We start from the raw sequence: 26871 nt of genomic DNA on the forward strand, positions 1-26871 counted from the left end.
CTGGTCAGCTGCCAGCTGGGTGATCCGGTTCCGGTGGGCGCCGACAGCGCCGACCTGGTGCTGAGCGCGATGGTCGGCGCGCCGGCCTATCCGGGCGTGATCAACGCCGCCACCGTGCGCTCGGGCGATCCGGCGCTTGCCGGCAGCGCCACCGCCTCGGACCGGTTGCTGGTGGATCCGGCTGCCCGGCTGGCGATCACCAACGAACATCAGGGTGAGCTGGTGGTCGGGCGGCCTGCGAGCTATCTGATCACCGTCACCAACCTCGGCCCGACCGACAGCCCCGGGCCGCTGCGGTTGGCCGACACCCTGCCGGCCGGCCTGGGTTACCGGGTTGCCAGCGGTGCCGGTTGGAGCTGCACGTTCAGCGACGGGGAGCTCAGCTGTGATCACGCCGGCGTGCTGGCGGTGGCCGCGAGCACGAGCGTGACCCTGTCGGTGCAGGTGCTGGCCGGCGCCTATCCGGCGGTGACCAACGCCGCCACCGTCGCCGGTCCTGGCTCCGCTCCGGCGACCGGCGCGGACACCGCGCCGGTGGTTCCGTCAGTGGCGCTGCGGCTGAGCAAGTCACTGGTCTCCTACGTCGACGGGGTCGCCAGTTACCGGCTGACGGTGACCAACCAGGCAAGCAATGCCACCGTCGCGCCGGTGATCGTCACCGATCCGCTGCCGGCCGGCCTGCGCTACTCCGCGGCCACCGGCAGCGGCTGGTCCTGCGCCCCTGCCGGGCCGGTGGTGCGCTGCGCTCATCCCGCCCCGATGCCGGCCGGGGAGGCCTCGGCCATCACCCTGGTGACCCTGGTTTCGGCAATCCCTGGAACGCTGATCCGCAACGTGGCCACCGTCACCGGTGGCGGCGGTCCGGGCACCGCCGTAGCGAGCAACGGGGCCGTTCTGACCGCCAGCGTCACCGGCGGGCAGGCCGGCTCGCAGCCGCCGGGCTCAGCGCCCGGTCCCGGCGCTGGAGTGCTGCCCCAGACCGGGCGCGAGCTCGGGCAGCCGGTAGCCGTAGCGCTGCTGTTGCTGCTGGCGGGCTTGGCACTGCGGATGCTCGGCCGGCGCCGTCGCCGCTGAGACCGGCTCACCGACCTGGCTCGAACACCGCCCGGACGCAGCCGTCCTTGTGGTTCTTGAACAGGTCGTAGCCGTGCGGCGCCTTGGTCAGCGGCATCACATGGGTCGCCAGGTGTCGCGTCTGCAACTCACCGCGCGCCATCCGCTCCAGCAGCATCGGGATGTAGCGTTGGCCGTGCTGCTGAGCGCCACGCAGGGTCAGCCCCTTGTTCATGATCGCGCCCAACGGGAACTTGTCGACTACGCCGCCGAACACGCCGAGTACGAAGATGCTGCCGCCCTTGCGGCAGTTGAAGACCGCCTCGCGCAGGGCCAGTGGCCGGTCGGTGCCCAGCCGGCGCTGTTGCTTGAACTGGTCGTAGCCGTACAGCGGAGGTGACGGGCTGGCGGCCACCATCCCGACCGCTTCGATGCAGACGTCGGGCCCGCGACCGCCGGTCCGCTCGTTCAGCTCGGCCGAGACGTCGCTGGTGCGGAAGTCGATGACGTGCGTGCTGACCTGGCGGGCCTGCTCCAGCCGCTCCGGCACGCCGTCGATCACGATCACCTCGGCCGCCCCCAGCAACTCCGCCGCCCGGGCGGCGAGTTGCCCCACCGCGCCGGCGCCCCAGACCGCGACCACATCGCCGGGTTGGACTCCGCCCAGCTCGGCGCCCATCCAGCCGCTGGGAGCGGCATCGGAGGCGAACAGCGCGGTGAGGTCGTCGACCTCGTCCGGGATCGGGAACATCCCCTGATCGGCATAGGGAACCCGGATGAACTCGGCGTGACTGCCCGCGAAGCCGCCGAGGGCATGGGAGTAGCCGTAGCAGCCGGCGGGCGCGTGACCCCACAGGCTTTCCGGGAGTGCCGGATTCGGATTGCCGTTGTCGCACAGGGAGAAAAGCTGATTGCGGCAATACCAGCAGTGCCCGCAACTGATGAATGAGCAGACCACCACCCGGTCACCGACCCGGCGGCGGGTCACTGCCGAACCGACCTCGACCACCTCGCCCATGAACTCGTGCCCGAGCACGTCGCCGGGGCGCATGGTCGGTAGGTAACCACCCAGCACATGCAGGTCCGAACCACAGGTCGAACTCAGCCGCACCTTGACGATGGCATCGTGGGCGTTGAGCAGCTGCGGATCGGGAACCGTTTCGATGGACAGCTGATCGGCGCCGTTCCAGCACAGCGCCTTCACAGCACGCCTTCCTGGTCGGCATCCCCGGGTGTCAGCTCCATCAGCAGGCCGGTGGCCGGCTGGCGCCGCTTGCCGGCTGGCTGGGGTTCGACGCTCAGCACCTCACCGACCTCGATGAGCTGCTTGGCATGCCGCAGCGCGCTGTGGACCTGGCGGGACAGATCCTTTCCTTTCCAGAGCGTCGAATCCGGTGTGTGCGCAAGCTTCGTGCGCGCCGACAGTTGGCTGCCACGGTCACCCGGAGCGGGCTCGATCCTGATGTCGATGAATTCGGCAAGTTCGGCCAATGGCTCGGGCAACCGGCCGTCCCGCGCGATCTCCTGCGGCGCGGCCAGGATGGTGACGGTCTGCCAGCGGAAGGGATCGGAAAACGTTTCCTCCGCCGTCGGCTCGGAGGTGAGAGATGACCGGCGCCGGAGCGCCCTGGCCGACAGCCCGAGCCGGACGGCAAATTCGACTACTTTCATGATCTGACTCCCGGACGGCCGACGCAGGGTCGCCGATCCCTGATTCGCCCAGCTCCGGAGTGGCGCTCCAAGCTCGGCAGGACGCCCTGGTCCGAGCTGAGCGATATCCGGAGTCTCCGCGCCCGGTGGTCCGCCGTCAAGGTCGGCCGGTCGGCGCTGCATCGCGGGCCTGCGGCTGCCGGATCCAGAGTTCTCACCTTCGCCACTCCTGCCGTCATCGTGCGTTGCTGAACCGTGCCCGCCAGAAAGCTGTGCCGATCCTCGCCCCCGGAACGCATGTTGGATTGGAGGTGGGTTACCAACCAGCGTGTCGCTCCGATTACAAATGTGCCACTTGGAACGGGTTATCGCCGTCACCGGCCGGAGCGCGCGGATGATGCCGCGTCCGGCTGCGGGCGAGGCACACATATGATCGATCGATGACGACCCAGGACCCTGGGCAGGTCAGGTCCCTGACTGAACTCGACGCGGCGGTTTCGGGTTGCCGAGCCTGCCCGCGACTGGTCCAGTGGCGTGAGCAGGTGGCCGAGGTCAAACGAGCCGCCTTCCGGAACTGGGATTACTGGGGACGTCCGGTGCCCGGCTTCGGCCCCGCCGATGCGGCGATGATGATCATCGGACTGGCCCCCGCCGCGCATGGCGGCAACCGAACCGGCCGGATCTTCACCGGCGACCGTTCCGGTGACGTGCTCTATGCGGCGCTGCACGAGCTCGGCCTGGCCTCGCAGGCGACCTCGGTGTCGGTGGGGGACGGCATGCGGCTGCGCGGAGTGCGGATCACTGCTCCGGTCCGGTGCGCGCCGCCGGAGAACCGGCCCACGCCGGCCGAGCGAGACACCTGCCGGCCATGGCTGGCGCGTGAGCTGCAGCTGCTGCGACCGACGCTGCGCTCGGTGGTGGTGCTGGGCGGCTTCGGCTGGCAGGCGCTGCTGCCGGTGCTGGCGGCGACGTCCTGGCGGCTGCCCCGTCCGCTTCCGGTGTTCGGCCATGGCGCCGTGGTGCGGTTGCCGGCCACCGACTCGGGACCCGAGTTGCACCTGTTCGGCTGCTACCACGTCAGCCAGCAGAACACCTTCACCGGACGGCTGACCCCGGCCATGCTGTGCCAGGTGCTCGCTGCCGCGGCCGAGGTCGCCGGGCTGCGAGCTGCGGGACCGGAGCACGGCCGGTGACCGACGACCTTCCGCAGCCGGTGTCGCGGATCACCGCGGCGCTGGACCGGTTCCAGCGGCGGCACCGGTGGGCCGGCCTGCCACTGGCGGTGCTGTACAAGTTCATCGACGACCAGGGCAACGTGCTGGCGGCGCTGATCACCTACTACGCGTTCCTCTCGCTCTTCCCACTGCTGCTGCTGCTGGTCACCGTGCTCGGCTACGCCCTGCACGGCAACGAGCATCTGCAACTGCAGGTGCTCAATTCCGCCCTCAGCCAGTTTCCGGTGATCGGCGACCAGTTACGGACCAACATCGACCCGTTGCACGGCAAGGTGCTCGGACTCGTGGTCGGGATCCTCGGCAGCCTGTACGGCGGCCTCGGCGTCGCCCAGGCGTGCCAGAACGCGATGAACAAGGTATGGGCGGTGCCGCGCCACGCCCGCCCGAGTGTGATCAAGGCGCGTGGCATCAGCCTGCTGCTGCTGCTGCTCCTGGGCGCGGGCGTGCTCGCCACCACGATCCTGTCAGGGCTCAGCACCAGCGCCAGCGCGTACGGCAGCCACCTCGGGGTCGGGGCCAGGGTCCTGACCACCGTGCTCTCGGTCGCGGTGAATGCCGTGCTCTTCGTGGTGGCCTTCCAGCTGATGACCGCTGAGCACGTCTCGGTGCGTCAGGTCCGCAGCGGAGCGCTTGCCGCGGCGGTCTGCTGGCAGCTGTTGCAGGTGGTCGGCACCTACTACGTCGCCCACGAACTCAAGGGTGCCAGCGCCACCTACGGTGTGTTCGGTTTGGTGCTGGGGTCGATCGCCTGGATCTACCTCGGCGCGCTGGTCATCGTGATGTGCGCCGAGTACAGCGTGGTGCGGGCCAAGAAGCTGTGGCCGCGCAGCCTGCTGACCCCGTTCACCGATAACGTCCGGCTGACCGAGGGCGACCGCCGGGCGTACGCCTCCTATCCGCTGACCGAGAAGCACAAAGAGTTCGAAACGGTCGAGGTGGATTTCGACGAGCCCAGCGGGCGGGGCGATTCCGCCGGTGCGCCGGAGGGCAGCGATGGTGCGGAGCCTGCCGGAGCGGCGGACTCGGGCACCCCCGCCGCGTCGAGTGGATCGGATCAACCGGCCAAGCCAGGCCCAGCCGGCGCCGGAGGTTAGCTCTCCTCGCCCGCGGGTCAGCTCTCGGCGGCGCGTCCCGCTGCGGAGTCCGGCGAGGTTCTCTCGTGCGCCGGCGGCGACTGACCGGCTGCCAGCAGGGCAGCCTTGGCCCGATGGCGGCGCACCAGGACGATCACCACGCCGATCACCACCACGATCAGGATCGCCTGACTGACCTTGCCGGCGTAGTTCTCGAGCTTGTGGTAACTGGCACCGGCCAGATAGCCCAGCATGGTGAAGCCCAGCCCCCAGGTGATGCCACCCAAGGCGTTGAAGATCAGGAACTTGCGGTACGGCATCCGCGACGCGCCCGCCATGCCCGGCATCACCGCGCGCAGGAACGCGGTGAACCGTCCCAGGAAGACCGCCCGGCCACCGTAGTTGCGCAGGCTGCGCTGGCCGTTGGCGATGGCCTCCTGGTGCTTGGCGAAGACCCGGCTGCCCAGCAGTCGCCCGCCGTACCGCTTGCCCACCTCGTAGCCGACGCTGTCGCCGAGGATGGCCGCGGCCACCACCACCATCGCCATGACGGTCAGTGACACCGAATGCTGGTAGGCCAGCACCCCACCGATGATGACCGCGGTCTCGCCAGGCAGCAGGAAGCCGAAGAACAGGGCCGCTTCGCCGAACGCCAGACCGCCGACCAGGGCGTAGGCCGGCACACCGGAAAAGTTCAGCACCGGCTCCACGATCGTGCTGGTCACACTCATGCGCACACGGTACGGGAATTCCGGCTCGCTGCCCCGGCTTCGGCTGTGCCTAAGCTCAGCCGGCCTGCCCTGCCCTCCGGCGGCTTGGGCTGGCAGCCCCTGCCGTGGCCATCGATTGACCGGCTGAGGACCGTAGCGCACCATTGACCGCCACGCCCGGATCGTGGCTTGTGGGGTCGGGGAGTCGGCGGAGCTCGCGGGGGAGCGGCATGGCGGTGCATCCTGGGCAGGCGGCCGCGGGGCCGGTCGGCAGCCGTGCGCCGATGCGCAACCGGGTCACTCCGTGGGGTGACATCGTGGCCATCGAGCAGCGCGGCGCCTGGCTCGGCAACCGCGGCATCCTGCACGAGGGCACCGATGTGGTCCGGTTCCACCGCAGCGACCTGTGGATCACCTGCAGATTGCAGTACAAGGACTGGCGGCTGTCGCAATGGCAGCCGGGCCACTTCACGGTGCTGTACTTCTATGACGAGGCGGTGGCGCTGGCTGCCGGGCATCGGCCGTGTGCGCTGTGCCGGCGTGCGGACTACAACGCCTTCCGGTCGGCCTGGGTGGCCGGTGCCGACCGGAAGGCAGCCGGCACCGGCCGGGCCGGCACCGTGCCGCTGGCCAAGGAGATGGACCGCCAGTTGCACCAGGAACGGATCGTGCGCGGCACCCATCGCCGGCGGCTGCACCCGATGCGGTGGCCGGAACTGCCGGAGGCGAGCTTCGTCGCGCTGGACGGCCGGCCATGCCTGGTGCGGGCCGGCAGCCTCCATCCCTGGAGCCCTCAGGGCTACCTCGATCCACTGCCCCGGCCACGGACCGGCACTGTCGAGGTGATCACGCCACCCTCGACGGTGGCGGCATTGCGCGGGGGATACCGCCCGCAGGTCGATTCCGCGGCGCTGGCGGCTACTGGCTAGCCCCCGGCGGGTGGCTCGGCACCCGTCGGGTGATGCCAGACTGGGAGGGGTGAAGGTCCGTACCGTCGGCGTCGAGGAAGAGCTGCTGCTCATCGACACCCACCAGCACCGGTCCACCGCGGTCGCTGACCAGGTGGTCGACCACGCCCGGCGCGCCGAGCCCGGCGGGGACCCGCCGGTGGAACACGAGCTGAAGCAGGAGCAGGTCGAGATCGGCTCCGCCGCGGGCACCTCGATGGCAGCGCTGCGGGCCGAGCTGGTGCGGCTGCGCACCGCCGCCGCGCGGGCGGCCGAGGCTGAGGGCAGCACCGTCGTCGCCATCGCGACCAACCCCTGGAAGCACAACCCGCGCGTGACGGCAACGCCACGTTATGAGCGGATGACCGACGAGTTCGGGCTGCTGGCACGCCAGCAGTTGGCCTGTGGCCAGCACGTGCACGTCGGCATCGACTCCCGCGCCGAGGGTGTCGGGGTGCTGGACCAGCTGCGTGGCTGGCTGCCGGTGCTCACCGCGCTGTCGGTGAACTCGCCGTTCTGGCAGGGCCAGGACACCGGCTACCAGAGTTTTCGCAGCGTGCTGTGGGGCCGTTGGCCGACCGCCGGGCCGACCGAGGTGTTCGGCGACGAGGCCTCCTATGACGCCACCGTGGCCGAGCTGCTGGAATCGGGAACGATCCTCGATGAGGGCATGATCTATTTCGACGCCCGGCTGTCGGCGCGCTACCCGACGGTGGAGATCCGGGTAGCCGACGTCTGCACCGACGTCCGGGATGCGGTGCTGCTGGCGGCACTGGCCCGGGCGCTGGTCGAGACGATGGCCGGTCGCTGGCGCGCCGGGGAACCGGTTCGGCCCATCCGTACCAGCCTGTTGCGGGTGGCGTCCTGGCGAGCGGCCCGGTCGGGCGTGTCCACCGAGCTGGTGGACCCGCGCACCGGCAAGCCGGTCCCCGCCTGGCAGCTGGTGCACGAGCTCACCGAGCAGCTGGGCCCGGCCCTGCGCCGGTGCGGTGACGAGCAGCTGGTGGCCGAGGGCCTTGCCCGGTTGCGGGCCGGCGGAACCGGCGCCGATCACCAGCGGGCGTCCTTCGCGGCCCGGAGCAGCCTGGAAGACGTGGTGTCCGACGCTGCCGCCCGCACGCTGGACGGGTGAGCGCCGAGCGCTCAACTACCCTGGGGATCATGGCCGAGCGGCGAAGGACGGGAGTGGTGTGGTGACCAGGCTGGCGGCAGCCGCGGTGGCACTGGGCGCGTCAGCGGTGATGGCGGCCGGCTGCTCCAGCACCAAGTCGCCGGCCGCGGTGCCCTCGACGGTCAGTTCGTCGGCTTCTTCCACCGCACCGGCGCAGGTGAGTTTCAACGGGATCGCTCTCGACAGCGCCGCCGACCTGACCGCCAAGCCGAAGGTGACCGCGAGGTCGGCGACCGCACCCGCGGCGCTCCTGGTCAAGGACGTGGTGGCCGGTACCGGGACGGCCGCCACGCCGAGCTCCACCGTCACCGTGCAGTACGTCGGCCTCCGCTATGCCGATGGCAAGCAGTTCGACGCCTCCTGGGATCACGGCGGCGCCGTCAGCTTCCCGCTGCAGCAGGCCATGCCGGCCGGGTTCCGGCAAGGCATTGCCGGCGCCTCGGGAACCCAGCCGATGAAGGTCGGCGGACGCCGCATCATGATCCTGCCCGCCGCGCTGGGCTATGGGCGGGCCGGTACCCCGGATGGCAGCATCCCGCCGAACGCGCCGATCGCGTTCGTGGTGGACCTGGTGGCGGTGAAGTAGCCACTCGCGATCAGCTGCGGTGGAATGTCGTTACCGAGAGGGCTTGCCTTCCTATGCCTTCCTATGCCTTCGTCGAGGTCGCGGCATCCAGTACCAGCGAGGTGCCGATCGCGGTCAGCCAGGCGTCCTTGGCGAACGCGGTTCCTGCCAGGGTCGGCAACCCGCGGCTGTCGTGCAGGCCGGGGGTGCGCAGGTACATGCCGAGCAGGGTGGCGGAGTAGCCGGTCAGCACGCTGCCCGCGAACCTCGCGCCGAACAGCGGCAGCAGCAACACGCTGCCGACGGTCATCTCCATGATCCCTAGCGCCTTCAGCAGGACAGTCGGCGGAACAGCCTTGAGACGCGGGTAGGTTCCGCAGAACACGGCGTGCACGCCCTGGGCGAACATGGCATCGCCCTGGTACTTGAGCCGCCCGGAATGCAGGATCAGCGAACCGGCGGCAACCCGGCCCGGCGCGCGTCGGATGTTGGCAGCTGAGAACAAGGCAGGCTCCTGCGGGTCGGGGGCGCGAGTGGTGCTCAGAGTGCCACGGCGTGCTCAGGCCGCCGACCGGGTTATTGCCCAGACCCCATATGCCGAGCACTGCTTCAGGGCATCGCCCGACGCGCGGTTGCCCTATCAGGCAATTCCGCGATGAACCGGGAGCGCGCCGCTTCCTAGACTCGCCCTCACCCCTCCATCCACTACCTCACCACTGCACACCTCGCCACCGGCCGCTCGCAGTGCGGCATGCTGGTGCTTTCGCGCCATAACCAGGAGGCAATGACAGTGGCTTGGAGATCCTGCGAAATCCAGCTGGCCGCGCGCCCGCGTGGCGAGCCGGTCGACACCGACTTCCGGATCGTGAGCACCGAGGTTCCCGAGCCGGGCCCCGGCCAGGTGCTGGTACGCAACCTGGTGATGTCGGTGGATCCCTACATGCGCGGCCGGATGGATGACGTGCCGTCCTACGCGCCACCGTGGCAACTCGACCAGCCGGCCGACGGCGGCGCGGTCGGCGAGGTCATCGCCTCCGAGGCCGCCGAGTTGCCGGTAGGCAGCCTGGTGCTGCACGGGCTCGGGTGGCGGGAGTACGCGCTGGTGCCGGCCCGGCAGGCCGAGCGGGTCGAGCTGGTGGCAGGGCTGTCGTCCTCCAGTTACCTGGGGGTACTGGGCATGCCTGGTCTGACGGCCTACGCCGGCCTGTTCGAGGTGGCCGGGTTCAGCCCCGGGGAGTCGGTGTTCGTCTCGGGCGCGGCCGGTGCGGTCGGCAGCCTGGTCGGCCAGTTCGCCCGGCTCCGTGGCGCCGCCCGCGTGGTGGGCAGCGCCGGATCCCCTGCCAAGGTGCGCTTCCTGACCGAGGAACTCGGCGTCGACGCGGCTTTCGACTACCACGACGGACCGGTCCGCGAACTGCTGCGGCAGGCCGCGCCCGAGGGAATCGATGTGTACTTCGACAATGTGGGGGGCGAGCATCTGGAGGCCGCCATCTCTTCGCTGACGGTGCACGGCAGGGTTGCGCTGTGCGGGGCCATCTCCCTCTACAACAGCACCGATCTGCCGGTCGCCCCTGCCAATCTCGCCCTGACGATCGTCAAGCGGTTGACCCTGCGCGGCTTCCTGGTCAGCGACCACCAGCACCTGCGCTCGGAGTTCCGCGAGGCGGTCACGGGCTGGTTGACCTCAGGCGACCTGGTCGTCCGCGAAACGGTCGTGGACGGGCTGGATCGAGCGGTGCCGGCCTTCATCGGCATGTTGCAGGGCGCCAACACCGGCAAGATGGTCGTCCGGCTCGCGCCGGATCCGGCCTGAGCGGAGCGCCGATGCCACGTTGACCCCAGCCAATCCGCCCGCCGCTGCCGATCCGAATCCCCTGTACGCCAGTCAGGAGCCAGACATGAAGACTTACGTCGAACAACGAGGCAGCTTTGCGCTGACCGCGGCCGACCGCTGCGACCGGTGCGCGGCGCGCGCCGTGGTGGTGACCGTCATGCGCAGCGGCGGCACCCTGCTGTGGTGCGCCCATCACTACGGGGTGAACGAGGCAGCGCTGCGCGCCGGCGCGGCAGCTGTGGTGCGCGACGAGCGGCCGACCCGCTAGGCCGCGGCCGTTCGGCTGACCGCTAGGTCGCAGCCGCTCCGCCGGCCGGGTCCGGTGCCGGGCCGGTGAGGGGTGGAGCCGCCACCCGCACGACCACCACCGGGCAGGTCCCCTCCCGGACGCAGTACTCGGCAACCGAACCGAGCAGCATGCCCGGAAACGCCGCCCGGCCCCGGGCGCCCACCACCAGCAGCGTGGCACCGTGGGACTGGGTCAGCAGGGCAGGCCCGGCCGGGCCCTCCACGACGTGCCTGGTCACTTCCACGGTCTTGGCCGCCTCCGGGTTCTCGGCCAGCACGCCGTCGATGACCTCGTCGAGAACCTCGGCCGTCTCCGCGGCCAGGTCCACCCCGGGCGGGACCCGGGTGAGGTAGTTGGGCCAGCGCCAGCTCGACACCGCGCGTAGCTCGGCGCCGGTCAACGCGGCCTGGCTCAGCGACCAGCGCACCGCGTCCCGGCTGGTGTCGGAACCGTCGACACCGACCACGATCACCGCGGTCGGGCTGGTCATGCCCGGTCCTGGGCGCGCGGGTCGACTGCGTGCGGCTCGATCCGCAACGGGTTCACCTGGCGCCACAGCAGGAACAGCAATCCCAGCGCCAGCATCCCGAGACCGAGCCAGAGATTGATGTTTATGTCACTGGCCTTCTTCAGGTCGGCGTCGGAGGTGAAGAATCCGGCGACGGTGAGCATCAAGCCGTACAGGGTGAACAGCCCGCCGATCAGCAGCCGGATGTCGAACAGCTTGGACGCCGCGGACTGCGGGGCGTCCGGCTCGACCGAAGCCGCCTGGGAGGCTGAGGTGGCACCTGAATGGTTCTCGGACATGGCTGCCTCTCAGGCGAAGATGATGGACAGGACGATGACGATGCCGATCGCGACAGCGGCCAGCAGCTTGGGGGAGGCCCACCAGGCCGGTTTGGGGACCGAGTCCGGATCAGGCGCGTTCGGATCGTGCACGCCCCATACCAGGCCGGCCAGCTCGTGCACCGGTTTCGGCCGGGTAACCAGGGTGACCGCGACCGTGACGATCAGGTCGGCCATGAACGCGGTGATCGCGCCGTAGAAGTTCAGCATCTGCGCGTTGATGGTCGAGTGGGTCGGGTCGAACACCCCACCCTTGTAGAAGTAGGCGATGTGGTAACCGGCGAAGTGCATCACGCCGGCGCCCAGGGTGCCCGCGAGCAGCCCCCAGAAGCCCGCCCACGGCGTCGTTCGCTTCCAGAACATGGCGATGATGAACGTCGCGAACAGCGGTGCGTTGAAGTAGGAGAACAGCAGCTGGATGTAGTTCATGATGTTGCTGTAGCCGCTGGCGATGAAGGCCGTTCCGATGCCGACCAGGATGCCGGCCACGGTGACCACCCGGCCGACTCGCAGGTAGTAGCTGTCGCGGCGGCCCTTGACGATGTAGGTCTGCCAGATGTCATAGGTGAACACGGTGTTGAACGAGCTGACATTGGCGGCCATGCCAGCCATGAACGCGGCGAGCAGGCCGGCCAGCGCGACTCCGAGCGTGCCGTTGGGCAGGAACCGGTTCATCAGCAACGGGATCGCGTCGTTGTAGGTCAGGTCCTCGGTCTTGCCCAGGTTGGGGATCAGCACCAGCGCGATCAGGCCGGGCAGGATGGTGAGCGCCGGGATGAAGATCTTCGGGAACGCGCCGATCAGTGGCGTGCGCTGGGCGGCGGACAGGTCCTTGGCCGACAGCGCGCGCTGCACCTCGGCGAAGTTGGTCGTCCAGTACCCGAACGAGAGCACGAACCCGAGGCCCATCACGATGCCGATCCAGTCGCCCAGCGGGTTGCTCCAGTGCCCGACGTTGGTGCCCGCCCAGGTCGAGAACGAGTTCGGGCCCAGCGCCGTATGGGTGACCTTCTCCTTGAGCCCGCTGTAGCCACCGACGTTGTCCAGGCCGATGATCACCAGCGGGACGAGCCCGGCCACGATGACGAAGAACTGCAGCACCTCGTTGTAGATGGCGCCCGACAGCCCGCCGAGGGTGATGTAGGCGAGCACGAAGAGCGCCGAGATCACGATCGAGAACCAGGTCGGCCAGCCGATCAGGGCGTTGATGACCAGCGCCAGGGCGTAGAGGTTGACCCCGGCGGTGAGCACCGCGGCCGCGGCGAAGCTGAGCGCGTTGAACAGGTGGGTGGCGGGATTGAACCGGCGCAGCAGGAATTCAGGAACGGTGCGGACCCGGGAGCCGTAGTAGAACGGCATCATCACCACGCCCAGGAACACCATCGCCGGCACGGCGCCGATCCAGTAGAAGTGCAGCGTCGACATGCCGTACTGGGCGCCGTTGGCTGCCATGCCGAGGATCTCGATCGCGCCCAGGTTCGCCGAGATGAAGGCCAGGCCGGTGACCCAGGCGGGCAACGATCGGCCCGAGAGCAGGAAGTCCTCGCTGGTGGCGACTGCCCGCCTGGCCATCACGCCGATGCCCACCACGAGGATGAAGTAGATCGCCAGGATGGTGTAGTCGAATAGGTTCACATCGAGTCGAAGCACAGGGGCCGACCTCTCCTAGACGCCGCGATCTGGCTGCGCAGGCGCATCATGGCGCCGGTCGGCACAGCGGGATCTCGTTCGGGTGGGAGATGAGAGGCGGGCCCCAGCGAGCCGGAACCGGCCCCGCCGGGTGGCCGTGATCAGCGCGCCCGAACCAGGCTGCCGGTTCAGCCTCCCTGCGAACGTACTCAGACGGCCGCTGTTTGCAAAACAGGGGGGCCTGGTCGGATGGCTCGTGTCGCGGTGGCCGCTGCCCGACCGCTCAGTCCGACCAGGTGTGCACCGGCTCGTTGCTGTGCATGTGCTCGACGTAGCGCCCGAGCATCTCGCGCAGCGAATCCCGGCGGTCCAGGGGCCGCTTCTCGTCATCGATCCGGTGGAAGGTCTCGGCCTGCCACTCCGCTCCGTTGACGTGGCTGGTGCAGCGCTGCTCGATGATGCCCAGCAGCCGGTCCCGCACTCCCGGGTCCATGCCCCAGCGGTCCAAGCCCTCGTACGCCATCGGCAGCAGCCTGCGCAGCACCAGCTCGGTGGCCGGCACCTCACCCAGGCCCGGCCAGTAGATGTGGGCATTGATGCCGTGCCGGGCACCGGCGTAGAAGTTGTCCTCGGCGGCGGCGAAGGAGAGCCTGGTCCAGATCGGGCGGTCCTCCTCGGCGAGCACCCGCAGCACGCCGTAGTAGAAGGCGCCGTTGGCCAGGATGTCGACCACGGTCGGCCCGGCCGGCAGCACCCGGTTCTCCACCCGCAGGTGTGGCTTGCCGCGGAAGACGTCATAGACCGGCCGGTTCCACCGGTAGACCGTGCCGTTGTGCATCCGCAGCTCCTGCAGCCGCGGCGTGTCACCGCGGTCGAGCACTTCGGCGGGCTCCTCGTCCTCACAGATCGGCAGCAGCGCCGGGAAGTAGGTGACGTTCTCCTCGAACTGGTCGAAGATCGAATTGATCCAGCGTTCGCCGAACCAGACCCGAGGCCGGACGCCCTGGGACTTCAGCTCGGCCGGCCGGGTGTCGGTGGCCTGCTCGAACAGCGCGATCCGGGTCTCGCGCCAGAGTTCCTTGCCGAACAGGAAGGGCGAGTTGGCACCCAGCGCCAGCTGGACCCCGGCGATGCTCTGCGCGGCGTTCCAGTTGTTGGCATAGGCCTGCGGGCTGACCTGCAGGTGGAACTGGACGCTGGTGCAGGCCGCTTCGGGCGCGATGGTGTCGGCATAGGTCGACAGTCGTTCCAGGCCGTCGATGGCGATGTGCAGGTCCTCACCGCGGGCGGCGAAGATCTGCTGGTTGAGCAACGCGTAGCGGGCATTGGCGCTCAGCGCGTCAGAGGTCAGGTCGGCCGCCGTGAGCGTGGGCAGGATGCCGATCATCACGATGTGCGCGCCCTGGGTGCGCGAGCGCTCCTCGGCGTCGTTGAGGCTGGCCCGCAAGGCCGTTTCCAGCTCGCGCAGCGACAGCCCCGCCAGGCCTCGCGGAGGGACGTTGATCTCGATGTTGAACTGGCCGAGTTCGGTCTGGAAGTCCGGATTGGCGATCGCCTGCAGCACCGCCGCGTTGCGCATCGCCGGGTCGTGGTTGGCTCCGATGAGGTTGAACTCGATCTCCAGGCCGGTCATCGGTCGCTCGAAGTCGAACTTGGACTCCGTGAGCATCCGGGCGAAGACATCCAGACAGCGCCGGACCTTCTCGCGGTAGCACTGCCGGTCCTGCCGAGTGAACTCAATGCTGTCGACGTCGTCACCCATGCCGAGGCACCTCCTTGCTAGTCGAAGCGACTGCACTACAGCTTTGCAGAGATCGCCGGTCGAGGTCGAGGCGAGCCTCGCGGAGGCCGCGGATCGAGGTCGGGGCCGAGGTCTGGCCGGGGCGCCGTCCTGGCCGGGCCGCTCGCCGGTGGCGGCGCTAGGGTCTTGAGGTGATGACTACCATCGCGACCCCGGCTGGCCCGGTCGTGGACGCCCTCGGCGTCACGCTGCGGCTTCAGGACCGGCATGCCCGGTTGCGAGGTGTCCGGCTCGCCCAGGACATCCGGATCCCCGGGGACCGGCTCGATTTCAGCTACCGGCGCGGCTGGTGGACGCTGCGGGTGCAGCGCCCGGCGGTGGACCGGATGGAGTACCTGCTGGAGCTGCGCCATCCGAACGAGGGCCGGGAGACCATTCCGGATCCGGGGAATCCGTTCCGGGTCGGCGGGGCGTTCGGCGACAAGTCGGTGATCGAGTTTCCCGGCTACCGGCGCCCGGCCTGGCTGGACCTGCCGGTGGCGCCGGCGACGGTCACCGACCTGGCGATCGGCAGCCGCCAGTTGGGCAGCACGGTCCGTGGCCGGTTGTGGTCGGCCGAGGCGCTGGCCGCCGACGAGCCGGCGCCGCTGCTGGTCGCTCACGACGGCCCGGAGTACGACTCGCTGGCCGGGTTGACCGCCTTCACCGGCGCGCTGATCCAGGCCGGCCGGTTACCGCCGCTACGGGTGGCGCTGCTGGCGCCGGGGGACCGCAACCGGTGGTACGCGGTCAACCCGTCCTATGCCCGGGCGGTGGCCGGCGAGGTGCTGCCGGCGCTGGCCGAACAGGCGCCGAGCACCGTGCGGATCGGTGCCGGGGCGAGCCTCGGAGCGCTGGCGATGCTGCACATCCACCGGCTGTTCCCGGATTCCTTCGGCGGCCTGTTCCTGCAGTCCGGTAGCTTCTTCGATCCGGAACTGGACGCCCACGAACGGCGGTTCGCCCGGTTCGGCCCGGTCACCAGGTTCGTTCGCGAGGTGGCCCAGGCAGTCGCCGATCCACATCCGCTGCCGGTGAGCATGACCTGCGGAATCATCGAGGAGAACATGGCCAACAACCAGGCGATGGCCTCGGCGCTGCGCCGGCTGGGCTATCCGGTGGAGTTCGCCGAGGTCCGTGACGTGCACAACTACACGGCCTGGCGCGATGCCTTCGATCCGCACCTGGCCGAGCTCATCCAGACGGTGGCGGGCTGATGAGGCGGCAGCAGGTGTACCTGTCCGGCCGCTACTTCAGCGGCACGGTGGTGGCGCACGGGCATTACGGGCGCCCGGTGCTGGTCTTCGCCTCCGAACGCGGCAGCGCCCATGACTTCGAGAACAACGGGATGCTGGCCGCCGTCGCCGACCTGGTCGAGGCCGGCCGGGTCAAGTTCTACTGCGTCGACAGCGGTGATGCCTACAGCTGGTCGGACACGAGCGTGCCGACCGAGGAACGGGCCTGGCGGCATGGCGGTTTCGAGTCCTGGATACACCAGGAGGTGGTTCCGTGGATGTCGCAGGACAGCGGCGGTGCCTCGGAATTCCTCACCGCCGGCTGCAGCATGGGCGCCTTCCACGCGGCCAACTTCGCGCTCAAGCGAGCCGATCTGTTCCCGCTGGCGCTGTGCCTGTCGGGCAACTACGACCCGACCACCTGGAACTCCTGGGGCGAAGTGGGCGAGCAGACCTACTTCAACAACCCGATGGCCTACGTCGCCAACCTCGAGGGTGATCACCTGAACTGGCTGCGCAACCAGGTCAACCTGCTGCTGGTGGTCGGCCAGGGCGCCTGGGAGGTGCACCCCACCCAGTCACTGCCCAGCGCGCGGGCCTTCGCCGCCCGGCTCGCGGCGAAGGGTATCCGGCACGAACTCGACGTGTGGGGCTTCGACGTGCCGCACGACTGGCCGTCCTGGCGCGCCCAACTGGCACATCACCTACCCCGATTCTGCTGAAGGAGCATGATCTCTTCCATGACGGAGACGACGCACCTGCTGGGCCTGCTGCTCGGTACCGAAGAGGACTGGCCGACCGCGTTCGAGTCCATCGTGCGGCGGATGGGGCCGGTCTCCTCCGGCGCGAATGCCGAGCAACAGCACCACTTCGACGTCGAGCGGGTCACCATCGACCCCTTCGACCTGCGGTACCGGCCGCGCTACGACCTGGTGATCGACCGGTTGGCCTACTGGTACTACGTCCCTCGCGAGTGGTTGAAGAAGGCCGCGCTGATGGACGACGTCTACCTGCTCAACAGCCCGTTCACCTTCCAGAGCATGGAGAAACACGCCGCGTACTGCGCGATGATGCGGCTCGGGCTGAAGGTGCCCGAGACCGTCCTGGTGCCGTACAAGAACCCGCCGGAGAACGCCAAGTACGCCTACACCGCCGCTCGCTACAACAAGGCCTTCGATCTCGACGTGATCGCCGAGAACATCGGCTACCCGATGTTCATGAAGCCCTACGACGGCGGCGCCTGGGTCGGGGTCAGCCAGATCCGCGACCGGCAGCAGCTGCACGAGGCCTACGACCAGTCCGGCCAGCGGTTGATGCACCTGCAGAAGGCGGTCGACGGCTACGACATCTTCGCCCGCAGCCTGTCCATCGGCGCCGAGACCATGGTGATGAACTTCGACCCGGGCCAGCCCATGCACGCCCGCTACTCGGTCAGCCACAACTTCCTGACCCCCGAGGTCGGCGATGAGGTGCTCACCATCGGCCGGCTGGTCAATGCCTTCTTCCGCTGGGAGTTCAACTCCTGCGAAACGCTGATCAAGGGCGACGACGTCTATCCGATCGACTACGCCAACGCCTGCCCGGACGTCGCCCTGACCAGCCTGCACTACTACTTCCCGTGGGCCATGAAGGCACTGGTGAAGTGGTCGGTGTTCTGCACGGTGACCGGGCGCCGGCCCCGCTACGACCTCGACACCCGGCGCTACTTCGACATCGCCGACCGCCAGGAGCTGTCCTATCCCGACAAGCTGGCCCTCTACCGGCAGCTGGCCGACGACTACTTCGACGTCGAGCGCTACCAGGAGTTCTGTGCCAGCAGGCTGGCGAACCTGGACCAGGTCGTGCTCGAGTGGGTGGCCGGGCCGGACTTCGACCAACTGCTGGTGGAGACGGTCCGCTCCACCTTCCCGGCCCACGAGCACGACCACTTCATCGCCCACTACCGCGGCCTGCTGGGCGCCTGGGTGGCCGACCAGCAAGCCGCCTCCTGAGCGAGCGGGACGACCCGGCGGTGCGGGGCGCTCAGCAGGCGTACCCGCTCAGGCGTACATCAGGGACCCGGGCGTCGTCAGCACCTCGCCGGTCTCCAGCCAGGTCTTGAGCCCGGACAGGATCATCGGCCAGCCGCCGTAGATCTGCTCGTTGGCGCCCTCGCGCAGCTGGTCGTGCGTCACCACCAGCCGGCAGGAGTCCCCTACCGGTTCGATCTCCCAGGTGACCCGGGAGGTGCCCTCGCTCCGCACGTCATCGCTCCAGAGCGCGCGCATGGTCTGCACCAGCCGGCGCGGCGGGTCGACCTCGAGGATCTCGCCCTCGCCGAGCGGGCCGTCGGCCTTCGGGCTGCTCTGCTGGAACCGGGAGCCGACCTTCCAGTCACAGTCGATCGTGACGCCGAAGTTGTACTTGCTCCTGATCTCGCCGTCGGTGATCGCCTCCCACAGCCGTTCCGGCGTGGTGCGGATGTAGATCTCGAACACCTTTTCCATCGGAGTCTCCAATCGTCGCTTGAGCTCGCTGAGGGCCGCGGTCCACGGCTCGGCGTACTTGCTCACCCACCGGTCGTGGACGAGCCGGATCGGGACGGGATTCAGGAAGTGCAACTTCTCCCGGCCGTGGCGCCTGGTGAGAACCAGGCCCGCTTCTTCCAGCAGCTTCAGGTGTTTCATCACGCCGAAGCGGGTCAGTTCGAAGCGCGCCACCAGCGCGTTGAGGGTCTGGCCGTCCTCGCGGAACAGCTCGTCCAAGAGGCTGCGCCGGGTCGGATCGGCGAGCGCCCTGAATACCTCGTCCACCCCTGAAAGATAGGTGACCATTTGGTCACCTGTCAAGGACGGCAATGGCAGGGCGGGGCCGTGGTCGGCGATCAGTCCAGTGGCAGCGGGCGGCCCAGCAGGTAGCCCTGGCCGTGGTCGCATCCCAGCGTCCGGACCGAGGTCAGCTGCTCCTGGGTCTCGATGCCCTCGGCGACGGTGGTGATCTCCAGCTCCTGGCACAGCGCGATCACGCTGCGCACGATCGCCCGTGCGCTGCGGTCCGAGGCGATCGGAGCGACGAAGCTGCGGTCGATCTTGACCGTCGACACCGGCAGGTCGCGCAGCAGCGACAGCGAGGAGTACCCGGTCCCGAAGTCGTCCAGCGCGATCCGGACGCCGAGGTCGGCCACCTCGCGCACCTCCTTGATGGCGGCCGGTGAGGCCTCCACCAGGGCGCTTTCAGTGATCTCCAGGTGCAGCTGGTCAGGAGCCAGGCCGCCGGCAGCCAGCCCGCGCCGGATCTCCGGCACCAGTTGCCCCCTGCCCAGCTGGCTGCCCGAAGCATTCACCGCGACCCACCGGGCGCCGCCGCCGGTCAGCCGGCGGTCCCCGGCGGCCAGGCAGCAGGTAGCCAGCATCCACCAGCCGAGCGGGACGATCAGGCCGGTCTGCTCGGCCATCGGCAGGAAGTCGTCCGGATCGAGCAGGCCTTGCTCGGCGTGCTCCCACCGGACCAGGGCCTCGTATCCGACCGCGGCGTTGTCCAGCAGGTCGACGATCGGCTGGAAGTAGGGCACCAGCCCGCGGTTGTCGGCCAGCGCGCTGCGCAGCGAGTGCTCCAGCTCCAGCTCGTGCAGGGTGCCGGCCTTGTCCTGCGTCGGGTCATACATCTCGATCCGGGCCCGGCCCCGGCGCTTGGCGCGCAACAGGGCGAGGTCGGCCTCGCGCAGCACCTCGTCAGGATGGTCGTGACCGGTGCCGCTGACCGTGATCCCGATGCTCAGGCTCGCCGTGTGCAGGTGCCCGCGGATGACCAGCGGCTGCTCCAGCGCCGAGGTCAGCCGCTGGGCAAGCTGATGGAGCCGGTACGGGTCGTCCTCGTCCGGTGCCAGCGCCACGAACTCGTCGCCGCCGACCCGGCCGAGGGTGACCCCGGCGGGCAGCGCATCGCGCAACCGGTGGGAGAGCACCAGCAGCAACTCATCGCCGGCCTCGTGCCCGAGACTGTCATTGACGATCTTGAAGCGATCCAGGTCGCAGTAGAGCACACCGGCCGGCCGGCCGGCGTCGAGGTAACCGGCCAGCAACTCCTCCAGCAGCGTCCGGTTCGGCAGCTCGGTGAGCGGGTCGTGCATCGCCCGGTGCGCGAGCCGGTCCTCGGCGCGCGTGCGCTGGGTGATGTCGTTGATCTGGGCGACGATGCTCTGGATCCCACCCGCGGAGTTGCGGATGACGCCGACGTGCAGCAGGCCGAACACCACGTGGCCATCGGCGTGCAGGAGCCGCTTCTGGCTCTCGTAGCTTTCCTGCGAGCCGTCCAGCAGCTCGCCGAAGGCCGCGGTGCCCGGGTCGACGTCATCGGGATGGGTCAGCTGGGACAGGCGGCGCTGCAGCAGCACCTCGCGCGGGTAGCCGAGCATCTGCACCAGCGACTCGTTGACCTGGAGCAGCTCGCCGCTCTCGCTGAGGATGGCCGCTCCGATCGGACTTCGCTCGAAGGTGACCTGCCAGCGATGCTCGGCCTCCCAGCGGCGAGCCTCGGCGCGATCGCGCGCCCGGGACTCCGCGATCGCCACCGCGGCCTGGTTGGCGAACAGCTCCAGCATCGTTCGCTGTTCGAGATCGGGCAGCTGCCCGCTGGCCGGCTGGTCGACGCTCAGCACGCCCAGCAACGCGCCGTCGGCTGCGAACAGCGGTGCGAACAGGCTGTCTTCGGGATGCCAGCTGCCCGGCTGGGTCCCGACGGCGGTCCTGCTGCTGGTCCAGGTGGCGATCCGGCCGATCACCCGGCGGTCCTGGTCGTGGCCGAAGAACCGCAACGAACCCCACGGCTCAGCAGCGTCCAGCAGGTCCTGCCAGTACCGCACCGGGCTGCTGCGGCCGAGCAGCTGCCGGATGTCGGGTGGACCGGCAACCGCGCGCACCACCAGGTTGTCGGCGTCCACCACGTTGATGGCAGCTGCGCCGAAGTCCAGGAATTCCACGGTCGCTTCGGCGATCCGGTTCAAGGTCTGGTCGATGTCGCTGATCGCACCGAGTTCGCGCACGACGGCGAGCAGCCGCTCCAGCCATGACCGGCGCAGGTTGCTGACCCTCGGCGACCCCAATTGCATCATGGCAGTTTCACACATGCCGCACGGACAAACCACCCGGCCAGTGGCTAGAGGCCAGCGTCAGGCATGCAGGACGACGGCGAGACCCTGGCCGACACCGATGCAGATGGCGGCCAGCCCGTAGCCGCCGCCGACCGCCCGCAACTGGTGCGCCAGGTGTGAGACCACCCGGGCGCCGGAGCTGCCGAGCGGATGGCCGAGGGCGATGGCGCCACCGTGGATGTTCACGATCGCCGGGTCGAGCTGGGGCCAGTCGGCGAGGCATGCCAGCGTTTGGGCGGCGAAAGCCTCGTTCAGCTCCACCATCGCCAGGTCGCCCCAGCCGATGCCGGCCCGGCTCAGCGCCGTCCGGGCCGCCTCCACCGGGCCGATCCCGAAGAACTGCGGCTCGACGGCGGCCACGGCCCGTGACACTATCCGGGCCAGCGGCTGCCGGCCGGCGGCCCGCGCGCCGGCTTCGTCGCCGATCAGCAGCGCCGCGGCCCCGTCGTTGAGGGGACTGGAATTGCCTGCGGTCACCGTGCCGTCGGGCCGGAATGCCGGGGCCAGCTTGGCCAGCGCCGCCAGCGAACTGTCGGCACGGATGCTCTCGTCCCGGCTGAGGTCGACGCCGGGATAGCCGACCACCTCGGCCGCGTACGCGCCGGCATCCCAGCCGGCGGCGGCCTTCTGGTGGCTGGCCAGGGCGTATTCGTCCTGGGCCTGCCGGGTGATGCCGTACTTCTCGGCCAGCAGTTCGGTGCACTCACCGAGCGAGACCGTCCAGTCGCCGGGCATCGCGGGGTTGACCATCCGCCAGCCCAGCGTGGTGGAGTGCAGCGTCTCCGAGCCCGCCGGAAAGCCCTTGGACGGCTTGGGGAGCACCCACGGCGCCCGGGTCATCGACTCGACACCACCTGCGACGGCAAGCGTCGCGTCGCCGACCGCGACGGCCCGGTTGGCCGCGATCAGCGCCTCCATGCCGGATCCGCACAGCCGGTTCAGGGTCACCCCGGGCACCGAGGTCGGCAGCCCGGCCAGCAGCGAGGCCATCCGTGCGACGTCCCGGTTGTCCTCCCCGGCACCGTTGGCGTTGCCGAAGAAGACGTCGTCGAGCCGGGCCGGGTCCAGCTCGGGTGATCGCTGGACCAGCGACCGGATCACGTGCGCCGCCAGGTCGTCCGGCCGGATGCCGCCCAGCGCACCGTTGTAGCGCCCGATCGGGGTCCGGACCGCGTCCAGGATGTAAACATCGCTCATCCCTCCATTTTGCCCTGGCCGGCGGCTGGCCGGAGTGTCCGCCAGGTCACGTCGAGGCGCTCGGGCCGCCGGGCGACCCGCTGGTCCGCCCCCAGCTGGCTGGTCTTGGGCACTCGGTGGTGAACTGGGTTGAGTGCCATGACAGGCTGGTGTCATGGCCGCCGAACAGAACCCCAGTCCCGACCCCGCCGCCTCGTCGGGCAAGGTGCCCGGCGAAGCCGAGTCCACCGGCTCGGCCGGGGCAGCACCGGATGCTGACCCGGCAGACGTCAAGGCCCGGTTCCGCGATGCCTTGCAGCGCAAGAAGAGCCAGCACGCCGACGGCGTGGGTGGCAGCGGACCCAACGCGGCCAAGATCCGCGACGTGCACACCCGGGCCGGCGGCAAGCGCCAGTTCCGCCGCAAGAGCGGTGGCTGAGCCGCGCTGCTGGGTAGATGGCGGCTGAGTTCAGTCGACCGCGGCTGGGTCGATCGCGGCTGAGTCACGCTGCTGGGTAGATGGCGTCTAGTCAGTCGACCGCGGCTGGGTCAGTCGACCGCGGCTGGGTCATCGCGGCGTCAGTACGGCGCGCCTGAGACCGTTATGAACTAATTGGCGTATCAGCTGGCGCCCGGGTGGCATCATGGGTCACAATAGCCACCTACGTACCACCGCTTAACGTCAGACGGCTGCGCTTGGGGAAGACGTTGCCGTCGAGTCGAAGTTGCGGAGGTGCGCGATGTCTGCTGCTCATGTGGCGTCATCCACGCGGGGTGTGGTGTTCATCCACTGCTGCCCGCCCGCCATCGGTCCCCATGTCGAATGGGCACTGGCTGGCGTACTCGGCCGACCCTGCAAGCTGCAGTGGACCGCCCAGCCCGCCGCGGCCGGCCAGCTGCGCGCCGAGGCCACCTGGGTCGGCCCGGTGGGCATGGCCGCTCGGCTGTCGGCGTCGTTGCGCGCGTGGCCGATGCTTCGGTTCGAGGTCACCGAGGAGGGCACCGGCTCGACCGACGGCGAACGGCTGGCCTACGTACCGGGCCGCGGCTTTCACCGCAGCGCGGTCTCGGCCAACGGTGACATCGTGGTGGGCGAGGAGCGGCTGCGCGGGCTGCTCAGCCGGGCCACCTCGGCCGACGAGTTCGCCCACGGACTGCACGAGATCCTGGGCTCGTCCTGGGACGCCGAACTCGAGCCCTACCGGGCGGCCGGCGACGGGTCACCGGTCGTTCTGCTGCACAAGGTCGTCTGAGGAGTCACGAGGTCGTCTGAGGAGCCACGAGGTCGTCTGAAGCGCAGCTGGCGTCTGATCGTTGGCCCCCGTGCTGCAGCTGGCCCGGCGGGTCGCCCTGCTACGGGGCCAACGATCGGCGCCCTAGCCCTGCTACGGGGCCAACGATCGGCGTGCTAGCCCTGCTACGGGGCCAACGATCGGCGCCCTAGCCCTGCTACGGGGCCACCGATCGGCGCGCTAGCCCTGCTACGAGGCCAACGATCGGCGCGCTAGCCCTGCTACGAGGCCAACGATCGGCGCCCTCGCGGGGCGCTACCTCAGAGCTTGTGGAACAGCAGCGCGGTGTTGTGGCCTCCGAAGCCGAAGGAGTCATTCAGCGCGGCTGTCACGACCATGTCGCGCGCCTTGGTCGGCACGTCCACGGCGAGGCCGTCCTCGGGGTCGTCGAGGTTGATGGTCGGCGGCACCACGTCGTTCACCACGCTCAGCACCGTGGCGATCGCCTCGATCGCACCGGAGGCGCCGAGCAGGTGGCCGGTCATCGACTTGGTACCCGTGACCACGGTCTGCTCACCGAGCAGGGCGGCGATCCAGCGGGCCTCGGCCATGTCGCCGGCCGGGGTCGAGGTGGCATGGGCATTGACGTGCACGACGTCGGACAGCGCCACGCCGGAACGCCGGATCGCGGACTGGGCGGCCCGGACCTGGCCGGTGCCCTTCGGGTCGGGCTGGACGATGTCGTAGGAGTCGGCGGTGATGCCGGCCCCGCCGAGCACCGCGTACGGCTGCCGACCGCGGGCCACGGCCGAGGACAGCCGTTCGAGCACCAGCACGCCGGCGCCCTCGCCGAGCACGAAGCCGTCCCGGTTCTTGTCATAGGGACGGGAGGCCCGCTCGGGATCGTCATTGCGGGTCGACATCGCTCGCATCTGGGCGAAGCCGGAGATGGTCAGCGGATGGATGCAGGCCTCGGTGCCACCGACCACCACCAGGTCTGCCCGGTCCAGCTGCAGCAGGTCCAGGCCGTAGGCAATGGCCTCGGCGCCGGAAGCACAGGCGCTGACCGGGGTGTAGACGCCGGCCCGGGCCCCCACCTGCAGCCCGACGTAGGCCGCCGGCCCGTTCGGCATGTTCATCGGGATCATCAGCGGCGAGACCCTGCCCGGCCCCTTCTCCAGCAGGATGTCGTGCTGGTGGATCAGGCTGGTCACGCCGCCGATACCGGTCCCGATGGCGACCGCGACCCGGGCCGGGTCAAGGCCGTTCTCCTCCGCGGTGCCCGTGAAGCCGGCGTCCTCCCAGGCCTGCGCCGAGGCGACCAGGGCTGCCTGCTCGGCCCGGTCCAGCCGGCGGGCCTGCACCCGGGGCAGGACCTGGGCCGGGTCGACGGCCATCGGGGCGCCGATCCGGACCGCGATCGTCTCGGCCCAGTCGTAGGGCAGAGCCACCACGCCGGACGTCCCGGTCAGCAGCCCGTTCCAGTAGGAGGGGACATCGCCGCCGAGCGGAGTGGTCGCGCCGAGCCCGGTCACCACCACGGGGTCGCTGGTGTTCAGCACGGTCTCGGTCATCGTTGGCTTCCTCTTCTGAGTACGTCTGGGTTTGGCGGATCAGGTCTCTACTGCGGGTCGCCGGGGAGCTGGTCCGGCCGGGGTCAGCTGGGGTTGGCGCTGATGTAGTTGACGGCGTCGCCGACGGTCTTGAGCTTGGGCAGCTCCTCGTCCGGGATCTTGACGCCGAACCGCTCCTCAGCCGCCATCGCAACCTCGACCATGGACAGCGAGTCGACGTCCAGGTCGTCGGTGAAGGACTTGTCGACGGTCACGTCGTCGGGGGCGACATCGGCGACCTCGTTCAGGATCTCAGCCATGCCGGCCAGAATCTCTTCGTTCGTTGCCACAGGTGCTCTACCTCTCTGCCTCGAAGGGCATGCCTTCGGTTGGATCGCCGGGCCCCGACTGGGAAACGGCGCCGTGCGGACATACTGACCACGGCTGGGCCGCGGTAGCTCTTGCCGGCCGGGAACGGCCGTCATCAGTTCTGGCGGTACATCGAGCGGACTCACGCTCTTTCGAGCGGGCCCGCACCGAAGTGCTAGGGAGCCAGGATGACCTGGCCCGCGTAGGTCAGGCCGGCGCCGAAGCCGACCAGCAGGACGGGCGCGCCGCTGGCGATCTCGCCACGCTCCAGCATCTTCGACAGCGCGATCGGGATCGAGGCCGAGGAGGTGTTGCCGGAGGTGATGATGTCGCGGGCAACCACCACGTTCGGGGCGTTCAGCTTCTTGGCGATCAGGTCGATGATCCGCAGATTAGCCTGGTGCGGCACGAAACCGGCCAGCTCCGACGCCTTCAGCCCGGCCGCGGCGCAGGCCTGCAGGGCGACGTCGCCCATCTTCGAGGTAGCCCAGCGGAACACCGATTGGCCCTCCTGGCGCAAGGTGGCGGTCTCGGGGTCGGTGGTGATCGCGCCCGCGTTGTCGCCGTCGGAGCCCCAGACCACCGGACCGATGCCGACCGACTCGCTGGCGGTCACGACCGCGGCGCCGGCCCCGTCGGCGAAGATGATCCCGGTGCCCCGGTCCATCAGGTCGACGTAGTCGGTCAGCTTCTCCGAACCCACCACCAGAACGGTGCGGGCCTGGCCGGTGGTCACCGCGTTCGAGGCGGCGTTCAGTGCATAGACGAAGCCGGCGCAGGCGGCGTTGATGTCATAGGCGCCCGGTGAGTAGATGCCCAGCCGGCTGGCGAGCTCGGCGGCGCCGCCGGGCACCTGCTGCTTGCCGGTACAGGTTGCCAGGATCACCAGGTCCACCTCGGTGGAGCTGGTCCCGGAGTTCGCCATCGCCTTGCTGGCCGCGGCGACCGCCATGTCGAGCATCGTCTCGTCCATCGCGAACCGGCGCTCGGCGATGCCGACCCGGCTCTGGACCCACTCGTCGTTGGTGTTGACCCCCATGGCGACCAGGTCGTCGTTGGTCAGGACCGTGGGTGGCTGGTAATGACCGAGCCCGGCCACCCGGCTGCCTACCGACGGGGGAGGGGTGGTGAGTCGCACGTTCATCAGGACATCCCGGTGGCGAGTTGGGCGACCGGCTGGTCGCTGGGTGAGGTGGCAGCCCGTGAGTCCTGCTGGGGGGCTGGGTGTTCAGCGAGCAGTAGTTGTGCCGCTTCCAGGTTCGCCGGTGTCTTGACGGCCACCAGTTGCACGCCGGGCAGCTCCCGGCGGGCGATTCCGGTGAGGGTGCCGGCGGGTGCCAGTTCGATGATTCCGGTGACGCCGAGGGTTCGCAGGGTGTCCAGGCACAGATCCCAG

Annotated in this window: 27 protein-coding genes and 1 pseudogene; 13 read left to right on the plus strand and 15 right to left on the minus strand. The window is 69.5% G+C overall.

Annotation, left to right across the window (positions count from 1 at the left end; all coding sequences use genetic code 11):
• Positions 1-1074: LPXTG cell wall anchor domain-containing protein (locus VF542_RS14860; protein ID WP_408652481.1), on the plus strand; the 1074-nt coding region annotated here is incomplete at its 5' end.
• Between the two features lie 7 nt (positions 1075-1081).
• On the opposite strand, the gene VF542_RS14865 is transcribed toward VF542_RS14860, so the two are convergent.
• Together VF542_RS14865 and VF542_RS14870 are read right to left on the minus strand one after the other, a co-directional pair.
• On the minus strand, positions 1082-2257 hold the full coding sequence (locus tag VF542_RS14865; protein WP_408652482.1) for a zinc-dependent alcohol dehydrogenase: 1176 nt from the start codon (positions 2255-2257) through the stop codon (positions 1082-1084).
• Positions 2254-2724: a hypothetical protein gene (locus VF542_RS14870; protein WP_408652483.1), complete on the minus strand. Its 471-nt coding sequence runs from the start codon at positions 2722-2724 to the stop codon at positions 2254-2256. Before VF542_RS14870 ends, VF542_RS14865 begins: the two co-directional genes overlap by 4 nt.
• Before the next feature lie 419 nt (positions 2725-3143).
• On the opposite strand from VF542_RS14870, the gene VF542_RS14875 reads away from it, so the two are divergent.
• Together VF542_RS14875 and VF542_RS14880 are read left to right on the plus strand one after the other, a co-directional pair.
• Positions 3144-3896, plus strand: a complete 753-nt coding sequence (locus tag VF542_RS14875; RefSeq protein ID WP_408652484.1) for a uracil-DNA glycosylase — start codon at positions 3144-3146, stop codon at positions 3894-3896.
• Positions 3893-5032, plus strand: coding sequence for a YihY/virulence factor BrkB family protein (locus VF542_RS14880; protein ID WP_408652485.1), 1140 nt, complete (start codon positions 3893-3895; stop codon positions 5030-5032). The genes VF542_RS14875 and VF542_RS14880 overlap by 4 nt, the downstream gene beginning before the upstream one ends.
• Before the next feature lie 17 nt (positions 5033-5049).
• On the opposite strand, the gene VF542_RS14885 is transcribed toward VF542_RS14880, so the two are convergent.
• Entirely contained in the window at positions 5050-5742 is a 693-nt protein-coding gene (locus VF542_RS14885; protein ID WP_408652486.1) for a DedA family protein, read from the minus strand.
• 209 nt (positions 5743-5951) lie between these two features.
• On the opposite strand from VF542_RS14885, the gene VF542_RS14890 reads away from it, so the two are divergent.
• The 3 genes from VF542_RS14890 to VF542_RS14900 all read left to right on the plus strand — a co-directional run bounded on the left by VF542_RS14890 (position 5952) and on the right by VF542_RS14900 (position 8425).
• On the plus strand, positions 5952-6650 hold the full coding sequence (locus tag VF542_RS14890) for a hypothetical protein (protein ID WP_408652487.1): 699 nt from the start codon (positions 5952-5954) through the stop codon (positions 6648-6650).
• 49 nt (positions 6651-6699) lie between these two features.
• Entirely contained in the window at positions 6700-7800 is a 1101-nt protein-coding gene (locus VF542_RS14895) for a carboxylate-amine ligase (RefSeq protein ID WP_408652488.1), read from the plus strand.
• Positions 7801-7861: 61 nt separating this feature from the next.
• Positions 7862-8425 (plus strand): FKBP-type peptidyl-prolyl cis-trans isomerase, encoded by a 564-nt coding sequence (locus VF542_RS14900; protein ID WP_408652489.1) that lies wholly within the window; start codon positions 7862-7864, stop codon positions 8423-8425.
• A 61-nt stretch (positions 8426-8486) separates the two neighbouring features.
• Here the strand turns inward: VF542_RS14900 and VF542_RS14905 are convergent, their stop codons facing one another.
• A complete protein-coding gene (locus VF542_RS14905) occupies positions 8487-8909 on the minus strand; it encodes a hypothetical protein (protein WP_408652490.1) in 423 nt (140 codons plus the stop codon).
• Between the two features lie 279 nt (positions 8910-9188).
• Between VF542_RS14905 and VF542_RS14910 the strand changes: the two genes are divergently transcribed.
• The gene (locus tag VF542_RS14910; protein WP_408652491.1) at positions 9189-10217 is read left to right on the plus strand and encodes an NADP-dependent oxidoreductase; all 1029 of its coding nucleotides are present in this window, start codon (positions 9189-9191) and stop codon (positions 10215-10217) included.
• 85 nt (positions 10218-10302) lie between these two features.
• Positions 10303-10506, plus strand: coding sequence for a DUF7455 domain-containing protein (locus tag VF542_RS14915; protein WP_408652492.1), 204 nt, complete (start codon positions 10303-10305; stop codon positions 10504-10506).
• 22 nt (positions 10507-10528) lie between these two features.
• Here the strand turns inward: VF542_RS14915 and VF542_RS14920 are convergent, their stop codons facing one another.
• From VF542_RS14920 to VF542_RS14935, 4 genes are all read right to left on the minus strand, one after another.
• The gene (locus tag VF542_RS14920; protein ID WP_408652493.1) at positions 10529-11017 is read right to left on the minus strand and encodes a universal stress protein; all 489 of its coding nucleotides are present in this window, start codon (positions 11015-11017) and stop codon (positions 10529-10531) included.
• Positions 11014-11334, minus strand: coding sequence for a hypothetical protein (locus VF542_RS14925; RefSeq protein WP_408652494.1), 321 nt, complete (start codon positions 11332-11334; stop codon positions 11014-11016). The genes VF542_RS14920 and VF542_RS14925 overlap by 4 nt, the downstream gene beginning before the upstream one ends.
• Before the next feature lie 9 nt (positions 11335-11343).
• Positions 11344-13023 carry a sodium:solute symporter family protein gene (locus tag VF542_RS14930; protein ID WP_408652495.1) on the minus strand — a complete coding sequence of 560 codons (1680 nt, stop codon included), beginning with the start codon at positions 13021-13023 and terminating at the stop codon, positions 11344-11346.
• A 262-nt stretch (positions 13024-13285) separates the two neighbouring features.
• Entirely contained in the window at positions 13286-14764 is a 1479-nt protein-coding gene (locus VF542_RS14935) for a glutamate-cysteine ligase family protein (protein ID WP_408652496.1), read from the minus strand.
• Between the two features lie 173 nt (positions 14765-14937).
• Here VF542_RS14935 and VF542_RS14940 point away from each other — a divergent pair, with 173 nt between their 5' ends.
• The 3 genes from VF542_RS14940 to VF542_RS14950 are packed head-to-tail and all read left to right on the plus strand — an operon-like array spanning position 14938 to position 18008.
• The gene (locus tag VF542_RS14940) at positions 14938-15999 is read left to right on the plus strand and encodes an alpha/beta hydrolase (RefSeq protein ID WP_408652497.1); all 1062 of its coding nucleotides are present in this window, start codon (positions 14938-14940) and stop codon (positions 15997-15999) included.
• Positions 15999-16739: an esterase family protein gene (locus VF542_RS14945; RefSeq protein ID WP_408652498.1), complete on the plus strand. Its 741-nt coding sequence runs from the start codon at positions 15999-16001 to the stop codon at positions 16737-16739. The genes VF542_RS14940 and VF542_RS14945 overlap by 1 nt, the downstream gene beginning before the upstream one ends.
• Positions 16740-16757: 18 nt before the next feature.
• Positions 16758-18008, plus strand: coding sequence for an ATP-grasp domain-containing protein (locus tag VF542_RS14950; RefSeq protein ID WP_408652499.1), 1251 nt, complete (start codon positions 16758-16760; stop codon positions 18006-18008).
• Positions 18009-18056: 48 nt separating this feature from the next.
• On the opposite strand, the gene VF542_RS14955 is transcribed toward VF542_RS14950, so the two are convergent.
• From VF542_RS14955 to VF542_RS14965, 3 genes are all read right to left on the minus strand, one after another.
• Complete coding sequence (locus VF542_RS14955; protein ID WP_408652500.1) at positions 18057-18809, minus strand: ArsR/SmtB family transcription factor; 753 nt, start codon at positions 18807-18809, stop codon at positions 18057-18059.
• 71 nt (positions 18810-18880) lie between these two features.
• Positions 18881-21103 (minus strand): putative bifunctional diguanylate cyclase/phosphodiesterase, encoded by a 2223-nt coding sequence (locus tag VF542_RS14960; protein ID WP_408652501.1) that lies wholly within the window; start codon positions 21101-21103, stop codon positions 18881-18883.
• A 60-nt stretch (positions 21104-21163) separates the two neighbouring features.
• Complete coding sequence (locus tag VF542_RS14965) at positions 21164-22342, minus strand: thiolase family protein (RefSeq protein WP_408652502.1); 1179 nt, start codon at positions 22340-22342, stop codon at positions 21164-21166.
• Positions 22343-22496: 154 nt separating this feature from the next.
• Between VF542_RS14965 and VF542_RS14970 the strand changes: the two genes are divergently transcribed.
• Positions 22497-22760 carry a DUF5302 domain-containing protein gene (locus tag VF542_RS14970; protein ID WP_408652503.1) on the plus strand — a complete coding sequence of 88 codons (264 nt, stop codon included), beginning with the start codon at positions 22497-22499 and terminating at the stop codon, positions 22758-22760.
• Positions 22761-23061: 301 nt separating this feature from the next.
• On the plus strand, positions 23062-23574 hold the full coding sequence (locus VF542_RS14975) for a DUF3145 domain-containing protein (RefSeq protein WP_408652504.1): 513 nt from the start codon (positions 23062-23064) through the stop codon (positions 23572-23574).
• Between the two features lie 299 nt (positions 23575-23873).
• On the opposite strand, the gene VF542_RS14980 is transcribed toward VF542_RS14975, so the two are convergent.
• From VF542_RS14980 to VF542_RS14995, 4 genes and pseudogenes are all read right to left on the minus strand, one after another.
• Positions 23874-25127: a beta-ketoacyl-[acyl-carrier-protein] synthase family protein gene (locus VF542_RS14980; protein WP_408652505.1), complete on the minus strand. Its 1254-nt coding sequence runs from the start codon at positions 25125-25127 to the stop codon at positions 23874-23876.
• Between the two features lie 83 nt (positions 25128-25210).
• Positions 25211-25456, minus strand: a complete 246-nt coding sequence (locus VF542_RS14985) for an acyl carrier protein (protein WP_408652506.1) — start codon at positions 25454-25456, stop codon at positions 25211-25213.
• Between the two features lie 194 nt (positions 25457-25650).
• The gene (locus VF542_RS14990) at positions 25651-26619 is read right to left on the minus strand and encodes a beta-ketoacyl-ACP synthase III (RefSeq protein WP_408652507.1); all 969 of its coding nucleotides are present in this window, start codon (positions 26617-26619) and stop codon (positions 25651-25653) included.
• Positions 26619-26871, minus strand: a pseudogene (locus VF542_RS14995) (ACP S-malonyltransferase); the annotation flags it as partial. The gene VF542_RS14990 and the pseudogene VF542_RS14995, both read right to left, overlap by 1 nt.

Origin of the sequence: Jatrophihabitans sp. (assembly GCF_036389215.1) — a bacterium.
Taxonomy (GTDB): domain Bacteria; phylum Actinomycetota; class Actinomycetes; order Mycobacteriales; family Jatrophihabitantaceae; genus Jatrophihabitans_A.

Excerpts from the sequence above, each read along its gene's own strand:
- VF542_RS14960 (WP_408652501.1), bottom strand. The coding sequence starts at position 21,103 with ATGCAATTGGGGTCGCCGAGGGTCAGCAACCTGCGCCGGTCATGGCTG.
- VF542_RS14950 (WP_408652499.1), top strand. The coding sequence starts at position 16,758 with ATGACGGAGACGACGCACCTGCTGGGCCTGCTGCTCGGTACCGAAGAG.
- VF542_RS14970 (WP_408652503.1), top strand. The coding sequence starts at position 22,497 with ATGGCCGCCGAACAGAACCCCAGTCCCGACCCCGCCGCCTCGTCGGGC.
- VF542_RS14875 (WP_408652484.1), top strand. The coding sequence starts at position 3,144 with ATGACGACCCAGGACCCTGGGCAGGTCAGGTCCCTGACTGAACTCGAC.
- VF542_RS14980 (WP_408652505.1), bottom strand. The coding sequence starts at position 25,127 with ATGACCGAGACCGTGCTGAACACCAGCGACCCCGTGGTGGTGACCGGG.
- VF542_RS14870 (WP_408652483.1), bottom strand. The coding sequence starts at position 2,724 with ATGAAAGTAGTCGAATTTGCCGTCCGGCTCGGGCTGTCGGCCAGGGCG.
- VF542_RS14935 (WP_408652496.1), bottom strand. The coding sequence starts at position 14,764 with ATGGGTGACGACGTCGACAGCATTGAGTTCACTCGGCAGGACCGGCAG.
- VF542_RS14925 (WP_408652494.1), bottom strand. The coding sequence starts at position 11,334 with ATGTCCGAGAACCATTCAGGTGCCACCTCAGCCTCCCAGGCGGCTTCG.
- VF542_RS14915 (WP_408652492.1), top strand. The coding sequence starts at position 10,303 with ATGAAGACTTACGTCGAACAACGAGGCAGCTTTGCGCTGACCGCGGCC.
- VF542_RS14885 (WP_408652486.1), bottom strand. The coding sequence starts at position 5,742 with ATGAGTGTGACCAGCACGATCGTGGAGCCGGTGCTGAACTTTTCCGGT.
- VF542_RS14965 (WP_408652502.1), bottom strand. The coding sequence starts at position 22,342 with ATGAGCGATGTTTACATCCTGGACGCGGTCCGGACCCCGATCGGGCGC.
- VF542_RS14990 (WP_408652507.1), bottom strand. The coding sequence starts at position 26,619 with ATGAACGTGCGACTCACCACCCCTCCCCCGTCGGTAGGCAGCCGGGTG.
- VF542_RS14945 (WP_408652498.1), top strand. The coding sequence starts at position 15,999 with ATGAGGCGGCAGCAGGTGTACCTGTCCGGCCGCTACTTCAGCGGCACG.
- VF542_RS14975 (WP_408652504.1), top strand. The coding sequence starts at position 23,062 with ATGTCTGCTGCTCATGTGGCGTCATCCACGCGGGGTGTGGTGTTCATC.
- VF542_RS14890 (WP_408652487.1), top strand. The coding sequence starts at position 5,952 with ATGGCGGTGCATCCTGGGCAGGCGGCCGCGGGGCCGGTCGGCAGCCGT.
- VF542_RS14910 (WP_408652491.1), top strand. The coding sequence starts at position 9,189 with ATGACAGTGGCTTGGAGATCCTGCGAAATCCAGCTGGCCGCGCGCCCG.
- VF542_RS14940 (WP_408652497.1), top strand. The coding sequence starts at position 14,938 with ATGACTACCATCGCGACCCCGGCTGGCCCGGTCGTGGACGCCCTCGGC.
- VF542_RS14920 (WP_408652493.1), bottom strand. The coding sequence starts at position 11,017 with ATGACCAGCCCGACCGCGGTGATCGTGGTCGGTGTCGACGGTTCCGAC.